This is a genomic window from Pseudomonas sp. QD4, from assembly GCF_049199125.1.
Taxonomy (GTDB): Bacteria; Pseudomonadota; Gammaproteobacteria; order Pseudomonadales; family Pseudomonadaceae; genus Aquipseudomonas.
The window spans coordinates 1,144,322-1,162,729 of sequence record NZ_JBLZOM010000001.1 but is presented as its reverse complement, the minus strand read 5'-3'; the positions used below and the strand labels follow the sequence as shown (position 1 = coordinate 1,162,729).

Annotated in this window: 15 protein-coding genes; 12 read left to right on the top strand and 3 right to left on the bottom strand. The window is 63.5% G+C overall.

The features are described 5' to 3' along the window. The first annotated feature begins 27 nt into the window (after positions 1–27). From ACOZJV_RS05120 to ACOZJV_RS05065, 12 genes are all read left to right on the top strand, one after another. Positions 28–918, top strand: a complete 891-nt coding sequence (locus ACOZJV_RS05120; RefSeq protein WP_020296082.1) for an NAD(+) kinase — start codon at positions 28–30, stop codon at positions 916–918. Beyond that, positions 915–1,889 carry a metallophosphoesterase gene (locus tag ACOZJV_RS05115; RefSeq protein WP_178103002.1) on the top strand — a complete coding sequence of 325 codons (975 nt, stop codon included), beginning with the start codon at positions 915–917 and terminating at the stop codon, positions 1,887–1,889. The genes ACOZJV_RS05120 and ACOZJV_RS05115 overlap by 4 nt, the downstream gene beginning before the upstream one ends. After that, entirely contained in the window at positions 1,886–2,758 is an 873-nt protein-coding gene (locus ACOZJV_RS05110; protein WP_078473743.1) for a rhomboid family intramembrane serine protease, read from the top strand. Before ACOZJV_RS05115 ends, ACOZJV_RS05110 begins: the two co-directional genes overlap by 4 nt. Positions 2,759–2,774: 16 nt before the next feature. Beyond that, a complete protein-coding gene (locus ACOZJV_RS05105; RefSeq protein WP_020296079.1) occupies positions 2,775–3,035 on the top strand; it encodes a YeaC family protein in 261 nt (86 codons plus the stop codon). Next, entirely contained in the window at positions 3,032–3,862 is an 831-nt protein-coding gene (locus tag ACOZJV_RS05100; RefSeq protein WP_421547003.1) for a DUF2797 domain-containing protein, read from the top strand. The genes ACOZJV_RS05105 and ACOZJV_RS05100 overlap by 4 nt, the downstream gene beginning before the upstream one ends. A gap of 13 nt (positions 3,863–3,875) precedes the next feature. Next, positions 3,876–6,539, top strand: a complete 2,664-nt coding sequence (gene pepN, locus ACOZJV_RS05095; protein ID WP_421547002.1) for an aminopeptidase N — start codon at positions 3,876–3,878, stop codon at positions 6,537–6,539. Positions 6,540–7,006: 467 nt separating this feature from the next. After that, positions 7,007–8,086 (top strand): WD40/YVTN/BNR-like repeat-containing protein, encoded by a 1,080-nt coding sequence (locus ACOZJV_RS05090; protein WP_421547001.1) that lies wholly within the window; start codon positions 7,007–7,009, stop codon positions 8,084–8,086. A 31-nt stretch (positions 8,087–8,117) separates the two neighbouring features. Then, the gene (locus ACOZJV_RS05085; RefSeq protein ID WP_078473747.1) at positions 8,118–10,493 is read left to right on the top strand and encodes an efflux RND transporter permease subunit; all 2,376 of its coding nucleotides are present in this window, start codon (positions 8,118–8,120) and stop codon (positions 10,491–10,493) included. 198 nt (positions 10,494–10,691) lie between these two features. Further along, positions 10,692–10,985, top strand: a complete 294-nt coding sequence (locus tag ACOZJV_RS05080; RefSeq protein WP_078473748.1) for a DUF5629 family protein — start codon at positions 10,692–10,694, stop codon at positions 10,983–10,985. Further along, positions 10,972–12,147, top strand: coding sequence for a lactonase family protein (locus tag ACOZJV_RS05075; protein ID WP_421547000.1), 1,176 nt, complete (start codon positions 10,972–10,974; stop codon positions 12,145–12,147). The genes ACOZJV_RS05080 and ACOZJV_RS05075 overlap by 14 nt, the downstream gene beginning before the upstream one ends. Before the next feature lie 167 nt (positions 12,148–12,314). Continuing rightward, positions 12,315–12,494 (top strand): hypothetical protein, encoded by a 180-nt coding sequence (locus ACOZJV_RS05070; protein WP_078473750.1) that lies wholly within the window; start codon positions 12,315–12,317, stop codon positions 12,492–12,494. Between the two features lie 217 nt (positions 12,495–12,711). Next, complete coding sequence (locus ACOZJV_RS05065) at positions 12,712–12,837, top strand: hypothetical protein (RefSeq protein WP_020296071.1); 126 nt, start codon at positions 12,712–12,714, stop codon at positions 12,835–12,837. A 53-nt stretch (positions 12,838–12,890) separates the two neighbouring features. On the opposite strand, the gene ACOZJV_RS05060 is transcribed toward ACOZJV_RS05065, so the two are convergent. Genes ACOZJV_RS05060 through ACOZJV_RS05050 form a run of 3 tightly spaced genes read right to left on the bottom strand, consistent with a single transcriptional unit; the run spans position 12,891 to position 18,387 of the window. Beyond that, a complete protein-coding gene (locus ACOZJV_RS05060; RefSeq protein WP_421546999.1) occupies positions 12,891–13,505 on the bottom strand; it encodes a glutathione S-transferase in 615 nt (204 codons plus the stop codon). After that, the gene (locus ACOZJV_RS05055) at positions 13,502–17,146 is read right to left on the bottom strand and encodes an AAA family ATPase (RefSeq protein ID WP_421546998.1); all 3,645 of its coding nucleotides are present in this window, start codon (positions 17,144–17,146) and stop codon (positions 13,502–13,504) included. The genes ACOZJV_RS05060 and ACOZJV_RS05055 overlap by 4 nt, the downstream gene beginning before the upstream one ends. Next, entirely contained in the window at positions 17,143–18,387 is a 1,245-nt protein-coding gene (locus ACOZJV_RS05050) for an exonuclease SbcCD subunit D C-terminal domain-containing protein (protein WP_421546997.1), read from the bottom strand. Before ACOZJV_RS05050 ends, ACOZJV_RS05055 begins: the two co-directional genes overlap by 4 nt. Positions 18,388–18,408 lie beyond the last annotated feature (21 nt).

Sequence of the window (18,408 nt, the reverse complement as noted above, 5' to 3'; positions counted from 1 at the left end):
CCCGCCCCAGAACCCTGCAGGAGCCCCATGGAGCAATTTCGCAATATAGGCATTATCGGTCGCCTGGGCAGTTCGCAGGTGCTTGACACAGTTCGCCGACTGAAAAGGTTTCTGCTCGAACGCCACCTGCACGTGATCCTCGAGGACACCATCGCCGACGTGCTGCCAGGCCACGGCCTGCAGACCTCGTCGCGCAAAATGCTCGGTGAAGTCTGCGACATGGTGATCGTGGTCGGCGGCGACGGCAGCCTGCTTGGCGCCGCCCGCGCCCTGGCCCGGCACAACACGCCGGTGCTGGGGATCAACCGCGGCAGCCTGGGCTTTTTGACCGATATTCGCCCGGACGAGCTGGAGATCAAGGTCGCCGAGGTGCTGGACGGCCACTACCTGGTGGAAAACCGCTTCCTGCTTCAGGCCGAAGTCCGCCGTCACGCCGAGGCCATCGGCCAGGGCGACGCGCTGAATGACGTGGTACTGCACCCGGGCAAGTCGACGCGGATGATCGAATTCGAAATCTACATCGATGGCCAGTTCGTCTGCAGTCAGAAGGCCGACGGCCTGATCGTCGCCACGCCGACCGGTTCCACGGCCTATGCGCTGTCGGCCGGCGGGCCGATCATGCATCCCAAGCTCGATGCCATTGTGATTGTGCCGATGTACCCCCATACCTTGTCAGGCCGGCCAATTGTGGTCGATGGCAACAGTGAGCTGAAAATCGTCGTGTCCAAAGATATGCAGATCTATCCGCAAGTCTCCTGTGACGGGCAGAACCACTTTACCTGTGCGCCCGGCGACACCGTCACGGTCAGCAAGAAGGCGCAGAAGCTGCGCCTGATCCATCCGCTGGACCACAACTACTACGAGGTTTGCCGGACCAAACTCGGCTGGGGCAGCCGGCTGGGTGGTGGAGGCGACTGATGCTCGATCCCGCGCGAAGTTACGACCTGATCGGCGACGTGCACGGGTGCGCCCTGACCCTTGAGCACTTGCTCGACCGGCTCGGTTACCACAGGCAGGGTGGCGTCTGGCGGCACCCGTCACGCATGGCGGTGTTTCTCGGCGACATCATCGACCGCGGCCCGCGAATCCGCGAAGCGCTGCATATCGTCCACGACATGGTCGAGGCCGGCCAGGCGTTGTGCATCATGGGCAACCATGAATTCAACGCCCTGGGCTGGAGCACCCCGGCGCCTGCGGGCAGCGGCAAGCAGTTCGTGCGCGAGCACACGCCGCGCCACGCGCGCCTGCTCAGCGAGACCCTGAACCAGTTCGAGCAGCACCCCGGCGACTGGCATGACTTCCTCGGCTGGTTTTACAAGCTGCCGCTGTTCGTCGATGCCGGGCGTTTTCGCGTGGTGCACGCCTGCTGGGATGCGGGGCTGATTGCGCCCCTGCGCGCGCAGTACCCCAACGGCTGCATCGACGAGGTGTTCCTCCAGGCCTCGGCGCTCCCCGACAGCTTCGCCAGCCTGGCCTTCGACCGCCTGCTGCGTGGCACCGACATGCGCCTGCCCCATGGCCAGACCATGACCAGCGGCGATGGCCTGACCCGTTCGTTCTTTCGCACCAAGTTCTGGGAAGACGACCCGCAGACCTACGGCGACATCGTGTTCCAGCCCGATGCGCTGCCGGAGCCGGTGGCCTGCATGCCGCTGTCCTCCAGTGAAAAAAGCAACCTGTTGCGCTACGCCAGCGACGAGCCGTTGCTGTTCGTCGGCCACTACTGGCGCAGCGGCAAACCGGCGCCGTTGCGCGCCAACCTGGCGTGCCTGGACTACAGTGCCGTGCTCTACGGCAAGCTGGTGGCCTATCGCCTGGACCAGGAAACCCGCCTGGATCCACATAAATTCGTCTGGGTCGATGTTGAGCGGCCGGAGGCTCTGGGATGAGTGCTGTTGCAGTATTGCGTCTGCCGCTGGCGGTGGATTTGAGCGGTTTTGTCACCTTGCTGCAGCGTATGCAGGTGCCGCACCGGGTCAGCGAAGAGGCGGGTGAGCAGGTGCTGTGGGTGCCGGACTCGATCAGTGCCGATGTGCGTGCGTTGTACGAGCGCTTTCCCGGCGGCGACCCCGAGCAGCAGTTGGACCTGCCGCAAGTGCCGACCGCTGGCGCGCGCCCGGGCTTCAAGGAACAGTTGCGCCGCAGCCCGATGACCGCCCTGGTGCTGCTGGCGAGCCTGATCGTGTGCGCGGTGACCCTGTTGGGCGACAACCTGGACACCCTGCGCTGGCTGACCTTTCTCGAGTTTCGCGTCACCGGCGACTACATCCAGTTCACGCCTCTGGCCGACAGCCTGGCAGCGGGGCAGTGGTGGCGTCTGGTGACGCCGATGCTGATCCACTTCGGTTTCCTGCACATCGCCATGAACGGCATGTGGTACTGGGAGCTGGGGCGGCGCATCGAGTTGCGCCAGGGCAGCATCAACCTGCTGGGCCTGACCCTGCTGTTCAGCCTGGTGTCGAACTTCGCCCAATACTATTTCAGCGGCCCGACCCTGTTCGGCGGCCTGTCCGGGGTCCTGTACGGCCTGCTCGGGCATTGCTGGATCTATCAATTGCTGGCGCCCAACCCGATCTATCGCCTGCCGCGCGGCGTGCTGGTGATGATGCTGGTGTGGTTGCTGCTGTGTCTGTCCGGGCTGGTCTCGATGATCGGTTTCGGGGAAATCGCCAATGCCGCCCACGTCGGCGGGTTGCTCGTCGGATGCCTCACAGGTTTGTTGGGTGGCTTGTATGGCCGCCGTAAACTGGCCCTTTAATGCTGGAGACCGTTGCATGTCCTCTTTTGTAGAAATGATCGAAAACATCACCCCGGAGATCTACCAGAGCCTCAAGCTCGCGGTGGAAATCGGCAAATGGTCCGACGGCCGCAAGCTCACCGCCGAGCAGCGTGAACTGTCGTTGCAGGCGGTCATCGCCTGGGAAATGCAGAACCTGCCCGAGGAAGAGCGCACCGGCTACATGGGGCCGCAGGAATGCTCCTCGAAGTCGGCGCCGGTGCCGAACATCCTGTTCAAGTCGGATGCCATCCATTGATTGAGATTGGCCGCGGTGCAATCAGCAAGATGTCGGCGCGCCTTGACGGGCCGAACGTTCAATACGCCTTTCGCCTGGGCGAGCAGGAGGTGCCGGTCAACCCGATGATCGGCACCCAGGTCCGCCTGGAGTTCCTCGGGACGATCCACTGCTCCCATTGCGGACGCAAGACCAAGACCAGTTTCAGCCAGGGTTACTGCTACCCGTGCATGACCAAGCTGGCCCAGTGCGACCTGTGCATCATGAGCCCGGAGCGTTGCCACTACGACGCCGGCACCTGCCGCGATCCGTCCTGGGGCGAGCAATTCTGCATGACCGACCACGTGGTCTATCTGGCCAACTCCTCGGGGGTCAAGGTCGGCATCACCCGCGCCACCCAGCTGCCGACCCGCTGGCTGGACCAGGGCGCGAGCCAGGCGCTGCCGATCATGCGCGTAGCCACCCGCCAGCAATCGGGCTTCGTCGAAGACCTGCTGCGCAGCCAGGTGGCCGACAAGACCAACTGGCGCGCCCTGCTCAAGGGCGACGCACCCGCCGTCGACCTGGTGGCCGTGCGCGAACAGTTATTCGCCTCCTGCGCCGAGGGCCTGCAAGGTTTGCAGGAACGCTTCGGGCTGCAGGCGATCCAAGCGCTGAGCGATGTACAGCCGTTGGAAATCCGTTACCCGGTCGAGCAGTACCCGGCCAAGATCGTCAGCTTCAACCTGGACAAGAACCCGATTGCCGAAGGCACGTTGCTGGGGATCAAGGGCCAATACCTGATCTTCGACACGGGCGTGATCAATATTCGTAAATACACGGCCTATCAGCTCGCCGTGCATCAGTAGAAGGATTCGAACCATGCGCACCGATCAACCGAAGATGATTTACCTGAAGGACTATCAGGCGCCCGAGTACCTGATCGACGAGACGCACCTGACCTTCGAGTTGTTCGAGGACCACAGCCTGGTCCATGCGCAACTGGTGATGCGGCGCAACCCGGCACGCGGCGCCGGTCTGCCGCCGCTGGTGCTGGACGGCCAGTTGCTGGAGTTGCTGTCGGTCAGCCTGGGCGATCGCGAACTGAGCGCCGCCGACTACCAGCTCGACGACAGCCACCTGACCCTGCAACCGACGGCCGAGCGCTTCACTGTCGACACCAGCGTGCGCATTCATCCGGAAACCAACACCGCCCTGGAAGGCCTGTACAAATCCAGCGGCATGTTCTGCACCCAGTGCGAGGCCGAAGGCTTTCGCAAGATCACCTATTACCTCGATCGCCCGGACGTGATGAGCAGGTTCACCACCACCGTGTCGGCCGAGCAGCACAGCTACCCGGTGCTGCTGTCCAACGGCAACCCGATTGCCAGTGGCCCCGGCGAAGACGGCCGGCACTGGGCGACCTGGGAAGACCCGTTCATGAAGCCGGCCTACCTGTTCGCCCTGGTGGCCGGTGACCTGTGGTGCGTCGAAGACAGCTTCACCACCATGAGCCAGCGCAACGTGGCGCTGCGCATTTATGTCGAGCCGGAAAACATCGACAAGTGCCAGCACGCCATGAACAGCCTGAAGAAATCCATGCGCTGGGATGAAGAGACCTACGGTCGCGAGTACGACCTCGACATCTTCATGATCGTGGCGGTCAATGACTTCAACATGGGTGCCATGGAGAACAAGGGCCTCAATATCTTCAACTCCAGCGCCGTGCTGGCCCGCGCCGAAACCGCGACCGACGCTGCGCACCAGCGGGTCGAGGCGATCGTCGCCCACGAATACTTCCACAACTGGTCGGGCAACCGCGTGACCTGCCGCGACTGGTTCCAGCTGTCGCTCAAGGAAGGTTTTACCGTGTTCCGCGATGCCGGGTTCTCCTCGGACATGAACTCGCCGACGGTCAAGCGCATCCAGGATGTGGCGTACCTGCGGACCCACCAGTTCGCCGAAGACGGCGGCCCCATGGCCCATGCCGTGCGTCCGGAAAGCTTTATCGAGATTTCCAACTTCTACACCCTGACCGTGTACGAGAAGGGCTCGGAAGTCGTCGGCATGATCCGCACCCTGGTGGGCGCCGAGGGCTTTCGCAAGGGCAGCGACCTGTATTTCGAGCGCCACGATGGCCAAGCCGTGACCTGCGACGACTTCATCAAGGCCATGGAAGATGCCAACGGCGTCGACCTAACCCAGTTCAAGCGCTGGTACAGCCAGGCCGGCACACCACGCCTGGCTGTCAGCGAAGCCTATGACCCGGCGGCCAAGACCTACAGCCTGACCTTCCGCCAGAGCTGCCCGGCGACCCCGGACAAGGTCGAGAAACTGCCGTTTGTGATTCCCGTGGCCCTGGGCCTGCTCGATAGCACCGGTGCCGACATCGCCCTGCGCCTGGTCGGTGAAGCCACCGCCCAGGGCACGTCCCGTGTGTTGTCGGTGACCGAGGCCGAGCAGACCTTCACCTTCGTCGACATCGCCGAACAGCCGTTGCCGTCGCTGCTGCGGGGCTTCTCGGCCCCGGTGAAGCTGAGCTTCCCCTACAGCCGCGACCAGTTGATGTTCCTCATGCAACACGACAGCGACGGTTTCAATCGTTGGGACGCCGGCCAGCAATTGTCGGTGCAGGTGTTGCAGGAGCTGATCGCTCAGCAGCAGAAGGGCGAGGCCCTGGCGATGGACCCGCGCCTGGTCACGGCGCTGCGCAGCGTATTGACCGACGACAGCCTGGATCAGGCCATGGTCGCGGAAATGCTCTCGCTGCCGGGCGAGGCCTACCTCACCGAAATCAGCGAAGTGGCCGACGTCGATGCCATCCACGCCGCCCGCGAATTTGCCCGCCGGCAGTTGGCCGATGAGCTGTTCGAGCCTTTGTGGCAGCGTTATCAGACCAATCGCGAAGTGTCCAAACGCACGCCTTATGTGGCCGAGGCGGAACATTTCGCCCGACGTGCATTGCAGAACATTGCCCTGTCGTACGTGATGGTCAGCCGCAAGCCGGAGTTCCTGGTGCCGGCGGCGGCCAAGGAGCAGTTCGAGCACGCCGATAACATGACCGAACGCCTGACCGCACTGGCGGTGCTGGTCAATTCCCCTTACGAGGAAGAAAAGGCCTGGGCCCTGGAACTGTTCGCCGAGAACTTCAAGGACAACCCGCTGGTCATGGATCAATGGTTCAGCGTCCAGGCCGCCAGCGGTCTGCCGGGTGGCCTGGCGCGGGTCAAGGCGCTGATGCAGCACCCGGCGTTCAACATCAAGAACCCGAACAAGGTGCGGGCGCTGATCGGTGCTTTCGCCGGGCAGAACCTGATCAACTTCCATGCGGCGGATGGCTCCGGCTACCGCTTCCTGGCGGACCTGGTGATCGAGCTCAACGCCTTCAACCCGCAGATCGCCTCGCGCCAGCTGGCGCCGCTGACCCGCTGGCGCAAATACGACAGTGCCCGCCAGGCACTGATGAAAGCCGAACTGGAGCGCATCCGCGCCTCGGGCGAACTGTCCAGCGACGTGTTTGAAGTCGTGAGCAAAAGCCTGGCCTGATCGGTTGACACCGCAAGCCCCGCCCGGTCGCCCCGGGCGGGGCTTTTTCATGCCGCAAGATCCAAGCCCGCCGTCGCCGCTGCCGAGGCATGAGGCTGCACTGGCGCTGATGAGCGCCGCTGTTCCCCAGGCATATCAACAGTGCTGCAGATGACCAGCGTCTGAACGCGGCCCGAGCCTGGCGGCAGCGGCTACGGATAATCTCTGCAAATTATCCGGCGGCTTGTGTTTATCAGGGCGACGAATGGCAGGCCATTCAGCTATCGTCTCATCGCCTCGAGTTAACAAAAGATAACGCGGTGTCGATTGTCAGACCTTTCCAAAGCCCGATAGGATAGATCTGCTTCCGAAGGGGCTCTAGATTGCAGGTTTCAGGACGGTATCCGGGATCAGTCAATCGTCAGGCACGCCCTGCGCGGCGCCCTTAAAGGTTGAATGACCTAACAATAATAATGGGGGAAAGGTCTATGAGTGAGCCTGTCATGGGTGTGGGTTGTTGCCGCCCGCCGGCCTTACGCAGATTCGCGTTGCTGGCTACAGCGCTCTCGCTGTTGGGGGTTGCCGCGTTGTCGGTCCCCGTCCAGGCTGCCGATACGGCGGCAGTCGCTGTTGCGACAACCGATGCCGCCGCTGCTGCGGTCTATTCCACCGAGTCGGCCAAGGCTGCCAAAAGCCTGATGCTCGACGTCGTGCACGCCGGCAAACGCCTGGTGGCGGTCGGCGACCGTGGGCACATTCTCTATTCCGACGACCAGGGCCAGACCTGGACCCAGGCCAAGGTGCCGACCCGGCAACTGCTGACGGCGGTGTACTTCGTCGACGACAAGCTGGGCTGGGCCGTCGGCCACGATGCGCAGATCCTCGCCAGCACAGACGGTGGCGCCACCTGGATCAAACAATTCGAAGACCTCAAGCGTGAGGCGCCGTTGCTCGACGTCTGGTTCAAGGACGCCAGCACCGGCTTTGCCGTGGGTGCCTACGGCGCCTTGCTGGAAACCACCGATGGCGGCCAGCACTGGGAAGATGCCAGCGACCGCTTGGACAACGAAGACCAGTACCACCTCAACGCGATTGCCGCGGTGAAGGACGCGGGGCTGGTGATTGTCGGCGAGCAGGGCAGCCTGTTTCGTTCCGCCGACTGGGGCCAGACCTGGGAGCGCCTCGAAGGCCCGTACCACGGCTCGCTGTTCGGCGTGATCGGCACCGCCGAAGCCAATACCCTGCTGATCTACGGCTTGCGCGGCAACCTGTACCGTTCCACCGACTTCGGCAGCACCTGGGACCAGGTCGAGCTCAACGCCGCCCGTGGTGCCCTGGAGTTCGGCCTGTCGGGCGCGACCCTGCTCGACGACGGCACCCTGGTGATCGTCGGCAACGGCGGCAGTGTGGTGCAAAGCCATGACCACGGCCTGACCTTCAGCGTCTTCAACCGTCCCGACCGCATCTCCTTGTCGGCGGTGACGGCCGCGGGCGACGGCAATTTGATTCTGGTGGGGCAGGGTGGCGTACGCACGACCTCGCCGACAGGCGCTGAGCTGAGCAAATGAGCCGGGCACATAATAAGAAGGCGGGGACATCATGAGCAGTCATCATCAAGACAAGGCGACGTTTCTCGAGCGCCTGATTTTCAACAACCGCCCGGCAGTGATCCTGATTTGCCTGGTGGTGAGTATTTTCCTGTTCTGGCAGGCGACGCTGATCCGGCCGTCCACCAGCTTTGAAAAAATGATCCCGCTCAAGCATCCCTTCATTGAAAAAATGATGGAGCACCGCAACGACCTGGCGAACCTGGGCAACACCGTGCGCATTTCGGTGGAGGCCAAGGACGGTGACATCTTCAGCAAGGAGTACATGGAGACCCTGCGGCAAATCAACGACGAGGTGTTCTACATCTCCGGCGTCGATCGCTCGGGCCTCAAGTCGCTGTGGAGCCCCAGCGTGCGCTGGACCGAAGTCACCGAAGAGGGGTTTGCCGGCGGTGAGGTGATCCCGCAGAGTTACGACGGTTCGGCCGACAGCCTGGAGCAGTTGCGCAATAACGTGCTCAAGTCCGGCCAGGTAGGGCGCCTGGTGTCCAACGACTTCAAGTCGAGCATCGTCGACATTCCGCTGCTGGAGTCCTACCCGGACCCGCAGGACCAGGGCAAGTTGCTGGCCCTGGACTACCAGAAGTTCTCCCACGAACTGGAAGACAAGATCCGCAACAAGTTCGAGGCGCAGAACCCCAATGTGAAGATCCACATCGTCGGTTTCGCCAAGAAAGTCGGCGACCTGATCGATGGCCTGATCATGGTGGTGATGTTCTTCGGCATCGCCTTCGTCATCACCCTGGTGCTGCTGTACTGGTTCACCTGGTGCATCCGCAGCACCATCGCGGTACTGATCACCACCCTGGTGGCGGTGGTCTGGCAGTTGGGGTTGATGCACGCCTTCGGTTTCGGGCTGGACCCGTATTCGATGCTGGTGCCGTTCCTGATCTTCGCCATCGGCATTTCCCACGGGGTGCAGAAGATCAACGGCATCGCCCTGCAATCCAGCGGGGCGGATAACGCCCTGACGGCGGCCAGGCGAACGTTCCGCCAACTATTCCTGCCGGGGATGATCGCGATCCTGGCCGACGCGGTGGGCTTTATCACGTTGCTGATCATCGATATCGGGGTGATCCGCGAGCTGGCCATCGGCGCGTCGATCGGCGTGGCGGTGATTGTGTTCACCAACCTGATTCTGTTGCCGGTAGCGATTTCCTATGTCGGCATCAGTAAGCGGGCGATCGAACGCAGCAAGAAAGACGCGACCCGCGAGCATTCGTTCTGGCGCCTGCTGTCGAACTTCGCCAGTCCGAAAGTCGCACCGGTGTCCATCGCCCTGGCCCTGGTGGCCTTCGGTGGCGGCCTCTGGTACAGCCAGAACCTGAAGATCGGCGACCTCGACCAGGGCGCGCCGGAACTGCGTCCGGACTCGCGCTACAACAAAGACAACAGCTTCATCATCAATAATTACTCCACCAGCTCCGACGTCCTGGTGGTGATGGTCAAGACCGCCGCCGAAGGCTGTTCGCGCTACGAGGCCATGGCGCCGATCGACGAGCTGATGTGGAAGATGCAGAACACCGAGGGCGTGCAGTCGGCGATCTCCCTGGTGACCGTGTCCAAGCAGATGATCAAGGGCATGAACGAAGGCAACCTGAAATGGGAAACCCTGTCGCGCAACCCGGACGTACTCAACAACTCCATCTCCCGTGCCGATGGTCTGTACAACAACAACTGCTCATTGGCGCCGGTCCTGATCTTCCTCAATGACCACAAGGCCGCGACCCTCGACCGGGCGGTGCATGCGGTGCAGGAATTCGCCAACGAGCACAACAAGGACGGCCTGGAGTTCCTGCTGGCTGCGGGGAACGCGGGTATCGAAGCCGCGACCAACGAAGTGATCAAGGAGTCGGAGCTGATCATCCTGATCCTGGTGTACATCTGCGTCGCCACCATGTGCATGATCACCTTCCGTTCCTGGGCGGCGACCCTGTGCATTGTGCTGCCACTGGTGCTGACCTCGGTGCTGGGTAACGCGCTGATGGCGTTCATGGGCATCGGGGTCAAGGTGGCGACCCTGCCGGTGGTAGCGCTCGGGGTGGGGATCGGGGTCGACTACGGCATCTATATCTACAGCCGCCTGGAAAGCTTCCTGCGCGCCGGCCTGCCGCTGCAAGAGGCCTACTACCAGACGCTGAAATCCACCGGCAAGGCCGTGCTCTTCACCGGCCTGTGCCTGGCCATTGGCGTGGCGACCTGGATCTTCTCGGCAATCAAGTTCCAGGCCGACATGGGCTTGATGCTGACCTTCATGCTGCTGTGGAACATGTTCGGCGCGCTGTGGCTGCTGCCAGCGCTGGCACGCTTCCTGATCAAACCGGAGAAGCTGGCCGGGCAGAAGGGCAACTCGCTGTTCGCCCACTGACGGCCCGCCGTCCAACAAGCCGCAACCCAGGTTGCGGCTTTTTTATGCCCCCAGTGCGGCCCATGTCCACCTGACACGCCACGGCGTTCATTCCAGCCAGCGCAGCCTCGCGGGCTCGGCAGCGACTACAGCTTCGCGCGACTCTTTTAGGTCGGCCGGGGTCTGAGCAGCTATCATTGCTGCTTTCCCTTTTGATGATTGACTGCCATGACCGCTACCTTGCTCACCGCCCTTGAAACCTGCGACATGCTGGAGATCGACGGCCTGCATGCCTTTGATTTCTCCCTCGACGACCAGCAGTTGCTGATCGAATGCATGGACGGCCGGGCGGCCAAGCGCTGGAACTTCAGCCTGGCCCAGGTGCAGGCCGCAACCTTCGATGAGACCTTGCAAAGCTGGACCATCCTTGGCGATTCCGGCGAGCACCGCCTGGTGTGCATGAGCGCGTTCACTGCCCGCGATGATGAGGAAGAGCACGATGAAGATGCGTAATTTCTGGCCTCTGCTGATGGCCGGCAGTGTCGGCGCCATGGGCGTCCAGGCGGCGCCTGTGGACAGCCACGAACTGTTGGTCGGTTCCTACACCCAGGGCACCAGCGAAGGGATCTACCGCCTGCAGTTCGACAGCAGCACCGGGCAGATCGCGGCCAAGGCGCTGCAAGTGGTGAAGAGCGCCAACCCGTCCTGGCTGACACTGTCCCGGGACCAGAAACTGCTGTTTGCGGTCAATGAAAACGGCCCCGGCCAGGCCGATCCGGTGGGCCGGGTCAGCAGCTTTCGCCTCGACCCCAAGAGCCACCAGCTGCAGTTGATCAATCAGGTGCAAAGCCTGGGCAATGAACCCACCCATTCCAGCCTCAGCGCCGATGGCCGCTATCTGTTCGTCGGCAACTACTCGGTGAGCGAAGACCCGGGCGGCAGCCTGGCGGTATTGCCGGTCAGCCCCGAGGGCAAGCTGTCGCCGCCGGTGCAACTGAGCAGCCACCCGGCGAGCCGGGTCAATCCGGAGCGTCAGGTTTCGGCCCACGTGCATTCCGTGGTCTCAGCCCCTGACGGGCAATTTGTCTTCGCCAATGACCTGGGCGCCGACAAGATCTTCGTCTACCGCTACGACCCCAAGGCCAACCCCGAGCTGCCGCTGACCGCCGCCAAGCCGGCCTTCGTCAGCCTGCCGCCGGGCAGCGGCCCGCGCCATCTGCTGTTCAGCGCCGATGGCAAGCACGCTTACCTGAGCATGGAAATGAGTGCCCAGGTCGCGGTGTTCGATTACCAGGCCGGGCAGTTGACCCAGCGCCAACTGGTCGACCTGGCCGCCGAGCAGCCGCCTGAGAAGCGCGCCGGTGCAGCCCTGCATGCCTCGGCGGACGGCAAGTTCCTGTATGTCAGCAATCGCGGCACCGCCAATGAGTTGCTGGTATTCGCCATCGACCCGGCCAGCGGCCAGCTCAAGGAACTGCAACGGCGCTCGGTCGAGGGCGACCATCCACGGGAGTTCAGCCTCGACCCCAGCGGCAAGTTCGTCTTGATCGCCAACCAGAAAAGCAACCAGATCGTGGTCGTCGAGCGCGACCCGAACACCGGCCTGCTGGGTAAAACCGTGCAGAAACTGGCGTTCGATGCCCCCAGCGACATCAAGTTCCTGGTGCGTCAATAGGCCGCAGGCCCCGGTTTACGGGGCCTGCCTCCTTGTATTAATCCCACTGATATCCGCTACTTGTGCAATGAATTTCAACGCGCCCACCCTCGGGCGTAGTTTTGCTTCACCGCCCGGGCTCAACCGCCATACGGGAAGTCAACCAACTGCATCCGAGGGTTACCGCCATGAACTTCAATCTCTTCTCCGTGATCGCCGCTTCCGCCATCTCCGCCACCGTGGCCTTGCCTGCCAGCGCCAGCTCCGAGGTCAGCAGCAAACAGTCGCGCACCAACACCTACACCCAGAAATACCTGCAACAGAGCGCCAACTTCTACGCCGCCCTGGACCACAAGACCCAGCACTGAGCGTTCAACCACCCCTGTTTTCAAGCAACGTATGCAGGAGCGAAGTCATTGGCTCCCCCCTCGGTCACTCGGCGGGGTCAGCAGTGATGTCGCTCCTGCATCACGTGTTTGCGACACGCGAGCCCGGTGCCGGGAAATAGTCTTGGTAATGTCATATCGCCATATGTTTAAATTTGACGCTAACTTTTTGACTCTTTCCCAGCAAAGGATCGACAGCATGGTCATGCGTCTGGCAGTGGTACTTCTGTTTCTCTATTCCACCCCGATCGTCTCGGCGGCGCAGCCGGTCGAAGGCGAACCGGAAGCCTCACGCGAGCGCATGCTGAGTCTGTTGCAGGACTGAGTCTGCGCCGGGCCTGCCAGGGCGCCCGTGATATCACCGGCGCCTGGGGTCAATCAGCTTGGCTTGGCCATCACCGCCACGAACAGTTCCGAGTCCAGGATCCGCCGCAGCCAATCCTGCAGGCGCGGGTAGGGCGCCTGGGCAAACCATTCGCGGTCGACATGGGCGAACTGGCGCACAAAAGGCACCAGGGCTGCGTCTGCCAGGCTCATGTGCTCGGCCAGCAGGTAGTCGCGCTCGCTCAATAACCGTTCCAGCCGCTGCAAAAACAGTTCGCCCTGAGCGCGGTAGTGCGCCATGGACTCCTGCGGATGGCGCTCGGGGTATTTGTAGCGATTGAGCCAGTGCTTGAAGCCCTGATCGTTGTCGCTGATCAGCGCCGCCATGGCCTCCTGTGCCGCCGGGTCCTGGCGCAGCAACCAATCCTGCGGGTCGTGCCGGGCCAGGGCCCAGCGCATGATGTCCAGGCTCTCATCGATCACCTGGCCTTGCACCTCCAGCACCGGCACCGTGCCTTTGCTCGACAGCGCGAGCATCTGCGCCGGCTTGGCCTTGAGGCTGACTTCGACGATGTCCACTGTCACTGCGCAGTAGCGCAGCGCCAGGCGGGCACGCATGGCGTAGGGGCAACGGCGAAAGGAGTAGAGGGTCGCGGCGGCCTGACTCATTTGACCTCCAGGGTGCTCAGGCCGTTGCCTTGTCGGCGGACCTGGATCTGCACCGGAATTCGTTCGTGCATTTCCTGCACGTGGGAAATCACCGCCACCTTGCGCCCCTGGGCCTGCAAGCCATCCAGGGCGTCCATCGCCAGTTGCAGGGATTCCGGGTCGAGGCTGCCGAAGCCCTCGTCGATAAACAGCGATTCGATCTTCAGCGTGCTCGATGCCATGGACGCCAGGCCCAGGGCCAGTGCCAGGGACACGAGGAAGGTCTCGCCACCGGACAGCGAGTGCACCGAGCGCAGTTCATCGCCCATTTCCGTGTCCAGCACCAGCAGGCCAAGCATGCTGCCACCGCGTTTCAGGCGGTAGCGGCGCACCAGTTGCCGCAGCTGGGCATTGGCGTGGTGCACCAGCAGGTCGAGGTTGTAGGCCTGGGCGATCTTGCGGAAGGTGTCGCCGGTGGCCGAGCCGATCAGGGCGTTGAGGCGCGCCCAGCGCTGCCATTCGTTGTAGGCGTCGCTGATGCGCTGGCCCAGGGCCTGGTTGGCATCCTGGCGGCGTTGGTCTTCGCTCTGCTGCGCGCGCAGTTCCGCCACCTGCTGTTCGCTGGCCAGGGCCTCCTGCTGCAAGGCCTCCAGGGCCTGGGTCAATTCCTCGGCCGCGAGGTTGCCGTTGTGCTGGGCCTGATGCTGTTCCAGGCGCTGCTGACGTTCCTGCAGCAATACCCTGGCCTGCTCGATGGCCTTGTCATTGGCTTGCAGGCGCTGACGCAACTGCTGGACCTGTGGTTCATCCAGAGCCAGCAGTTGCTGTAACCCCTCGTCATCGAGTTCGGGATGCCCGGCGCGCCAGTGTTGGATGCTGGCAGCCAGTTGTTGCTGTTCATCCTCCAGAGCCAGTCGCCGTTCTTCGCGGGCCTTGAGTTCGGCGCCGAGCTGGATCAGTTGCTGATGCAGGTCCTGGAGTTGCTGCTGGGCTGTGGCCTGGGCGCTGCGAGCCTGCTCCACGGCCTGATCCACGTGTTGTTGCCAGTGCTCGGCGCTGCTGTGTTGCCCCAGCAGCTCAGCGAGTTTGTGCTGGCAAGCCTGCTGCTGGGCGCTGAGCCCGGCGAACTGCTGCTGGGCGTCTGCCAGTTGCTGCTGACGGGTCAACTGGCGGTCCTGTTCTTTCTCCAGGGTCAGTTGGCGCTGTTGCTGTTCCTCGGCCTCGTCCTTGTGCTCGCGCAACTGCTCGATGCGTTGCAGCACCTGCTGGTCCAGCTGCACAAAGGTGTTGGCCGGGTCGCGGCGCAGGCCGTCGAGGACCTCGGCCGGCAGCAACTGATTGAAACTGGCCAGTTCTTCTTCCAGGCGCTGTTGGTCGGCGCCCAGTTGCTCCTGCTGTTTGTGCAGGTGCTGGGTCGCCTGCTGGCTGGCTTCGACGGCGAGCTGCAATTGCTGTTGCAGGCGTGCTGCGTCTTTTTGCAGGGTCAGCAGGGCACCCTGGCGGCTTTCATCCTGGGTGATGCTCTGCTGCAACTGCTCCAGTTGCTGATGCAGCCAGGCGTCCCGTCTGGCCGGGTCCTGGTCCAGCAGGCTGGCGCTCTGCGGGTGGGCTTGCAGGCTTGGGGCCAGGGCCTGTTGCTGGACCGCCAGTTGCTCCTGCTGTTGCAGAAACTCTTTCTGCTGGGCGATCAGGCCCTGGACCTGGGCCCGCAGTTCGTTGAGTTGCTCCTTGAGGCCATCCACGGTCTTGCGCGCGTTGGCCTCTTCGCTTTCGTCGTGGCGACCGAGGCTCTGTAACAGGGCTTCGGGTTGGTGATAGGGGTGTTCGGCGCTGCCGCACACCGGGCACGGCTGGTCATCCTGCAACTGCCCGCGCAGCTCTTCGACACTGGCGCTGCGGGCCAGCCGCTGGCGTTCGAGCAGGGCCTGAGTGACGCTCAGGGTCTGCTCAGCCACCGTCAGCTCGGCCTTGGCCTGCAAGCCGACCTTGTTCAGTTCTTCGCGCTGGGTGGCCACCGCCTGCTGCTTGTCCAGCAGGGCCTGGCCGCGCTGGTCCAGTTCCTGCTGCTGGGCCCAGAGCCGTGCCAGGTCCTCGATGGCGCGCTGTTGCTTGCGGTTGTCCTTGAGCAGGCCGTCCAGCAGTTCGATCTGCTCGGCCACGGCCTGGGGTTCGGCGCCGGCTTCGCGGTAGAGCAGTTCCAGGTGCGCACGCTGCTCGCTCAAGTGTTGGGCGGCGGTATTGGATTGCTGTTCCAGGGCCGGCAGTTCTGCTCGGCCCTGGTTCAGGCGATTGCCGATCAGCATCAGCTGCTGCAAGCGTTCGCGGTAGACATTCCAGGCCTCGCCCAGGGGCGCGAGGGCGGCGCTTTGCGCCAGTTGCCCGGCGATTCGCTCCAGGCGCTCGCCCACCAGGCGCTGTTGTTCCAGCAGGTGCACAATGCTCTGCTGGCCTTCCACGCTTGCCGTTTCGGCGCGGCTCTGCTGTTGCCCGGCATCCTCCAGGCTCTGGCTCAGGCGGCTCAGGTTGCCCTGTTCGGCAAAGGCTTCGCGCAGCAACGGCACGCTGTCGCTGTGCTGGCTCTGGGCCTGGGCCAGGGCGCCGCCGGCATCCAGCAACTGCTGTTGCAGCTGTTCGTGGCGCTGTTGCAGGTCGATCTGCTGCGCGGCCTGTTGCCCGATCTGCTGGCGCAGCGGTTCCAGGGCCTGGCTCAGTTCAGCCTGACGCAGAAACTGATGCCGCTGCGGCGCCAGGTGTTCCAGGCGCTGCAGGCGCAGGCGTTCCGGGGCCAGGGTTTGCCCCTCGTGCTCGGCGGCTTGCAACTGCTCGCTGGAGCTGTGCTGCGCCTCTTGCCACTGCCGCAGTTCCTTGAGCCAGGTGTTCTGCTGTTCTAACTGCCTGAGTTGGGCCTGCTGGGTCTTGAGCTGCTGCTGGGCGTCGTTGAAGCGCCGATCCAGCTCGGCCCGGGCCTCGGGCTCCAGGGGAACGATGCCGCTGGCCTGGGCCTTGAGCTCCTTGTGTACCTCTTCAGCTTCTTTGCTTTTGCTGTAGGCGCGCCGCCCCAGTTGGCTGTAGATCGCGGTGTTGGTGAGCTTCTCCAGCAGTTCGCTGCGGTCCTTGTCATCGGCCTTGAGGAAGGCGCTGAACTCGCTCTGGGCTAGCATCACCGCGCGGGTGAATTGCTCGAAGTTGAGCCCGAGCTTGGCTTCGATCAGTTGCTTGTATTCGCTTTTGCCCTGGTTGCTCAGCAGCTGTTCCTGGTCCAGGTCCGTCAGGCTCTGGCGGCTGCCCTGCAACTTGCCGTTGGCCTTGTCCCGGGCGCGGTTGGCTTCCCAGCGCGCGCGGTAGCGACGGCCGTCGATGCCGACAAAGTCGACCTCGGCATAACCGCTGCCGGTGCCACGGCGCAGCAGGGTACGGGGGTCGCTGGTGAGGATCTCGCTGTCGACCTCCGGGACCTTGGTCTCGCGCCCGATATTGCTCAGGCGCGGCACGGCGCCGAACAGGGCCAGGCACAGGGCGTCGAGCAGGGTGCTCTTGCCGGCACCGGTAGGGCCGGTGATGGCGAACAGGCCGGCGCTGGCCAGGGGCTCGGCGGTGAAGTCGATCTCGAACGGGCCGGCCAGGGAGGCCAGGTTTTTCAGGCGGATGGCAAGAATCTTCATGGTTGTTCGGTCTCCATCTGCACGTCCTGCAGCAGCACCGCGAAGTCCTTGAGGGTCTGTTCGTCGACCTCGCTGCCGTAGCTGTCGTGCCAGGCGCGGCTGAACAGCTCCTGGGGGCTGAGCTGGTCGAGTTCGATCAGTTGCGCGCCGTCCTCGCTGCTGTCGCCAGTACGGTTGCCGGCGTATTCGGCGGCGATCCGCACCAGGCGCACGGCCTTGTTCTGCAGGGCGGTTTCCACTTGCTGGCGCAGGTCGGGCTGGGGTTCGTCGAGCCGTATCCGCACTTCCAGCCAGGGCTGGCGCTGTTCGTCGGCCAGCAGGTCGATGTCCGGCAGTTGCCCCAGTTGCAGCAGGATCTCGGCCAGTGGCGCCGGGCCCAGGCGTTGCAGGTGCACGGCGCGGGGAATCAGCCTGGGTTCGACGCTGACCAGGGTCTCGCCGTCCAGGCGCACGTCGAGGATCTGGTGCTTGTAGTCGATCTCCGAGAACGACAGCGGGATCGGCGAACCGCTGTAGCGGATGCGCTCTTCGCCGTTGACCTTTTGCGGTTTGTGCAAATGGCCGAGGGCGACGTAGCTGATGCTTGGGCCGAACAGGCTGGCGGGCAGGGCTTCGGCGTTGCCGATGATCAGGCTGCGCTCGGAGTCTTCCGAGATCGAGCCGCCGGCCATGTGCGCGTGGCTGATGGCGATCAGGGCCTGGCCCGGTTCGCGCTTGGCCTCGGCGGCGGCAATCAGGCGTTCATGCACCTGGCCGATGCCCTTGAGGTAGTCGTCGCCCAGTTGCGCACCAGTGACTTCGGCCGGGCGCAAAAAGGGCAGCGCCAGGCACCAGCCGCCAATCGCGCCGCTGGCGTCGGGCAATGGCAGCAGCAGGCGTTCGGCGTCGAGCTGGCCATCATCCAGCCACAGCACCCGGCCCAGGGCGTGGGTGCGCAGGCGCCGCATCAAGGGCGCGGGCAGTTCGATGCGAGCCCCGGAGTCGTGGTTGCCGGCGATCATCACGATGGTCAGCAGCGGCTGCTGTTCGTGGGCGCTGACGATAAAGTCGTACAGGCCTTCCTGGGCTTTGACCGGCGGGTTGACGGTGTCGAAGATATCGCCGGCGATCAGCAGCACATCGGGCTGCTCCTGCTTGAGCTGGCGCAGCAGCCAGTCGAGAAAGCTGGAATGTTCGAAGTCGCGTTCCTGGCCGTGGAGGTTCTGCCCCAGGTGCCAGTCGGAGGTGTGGAACAGTCGCAAAATAAGCTCCAGAAAGCAGCG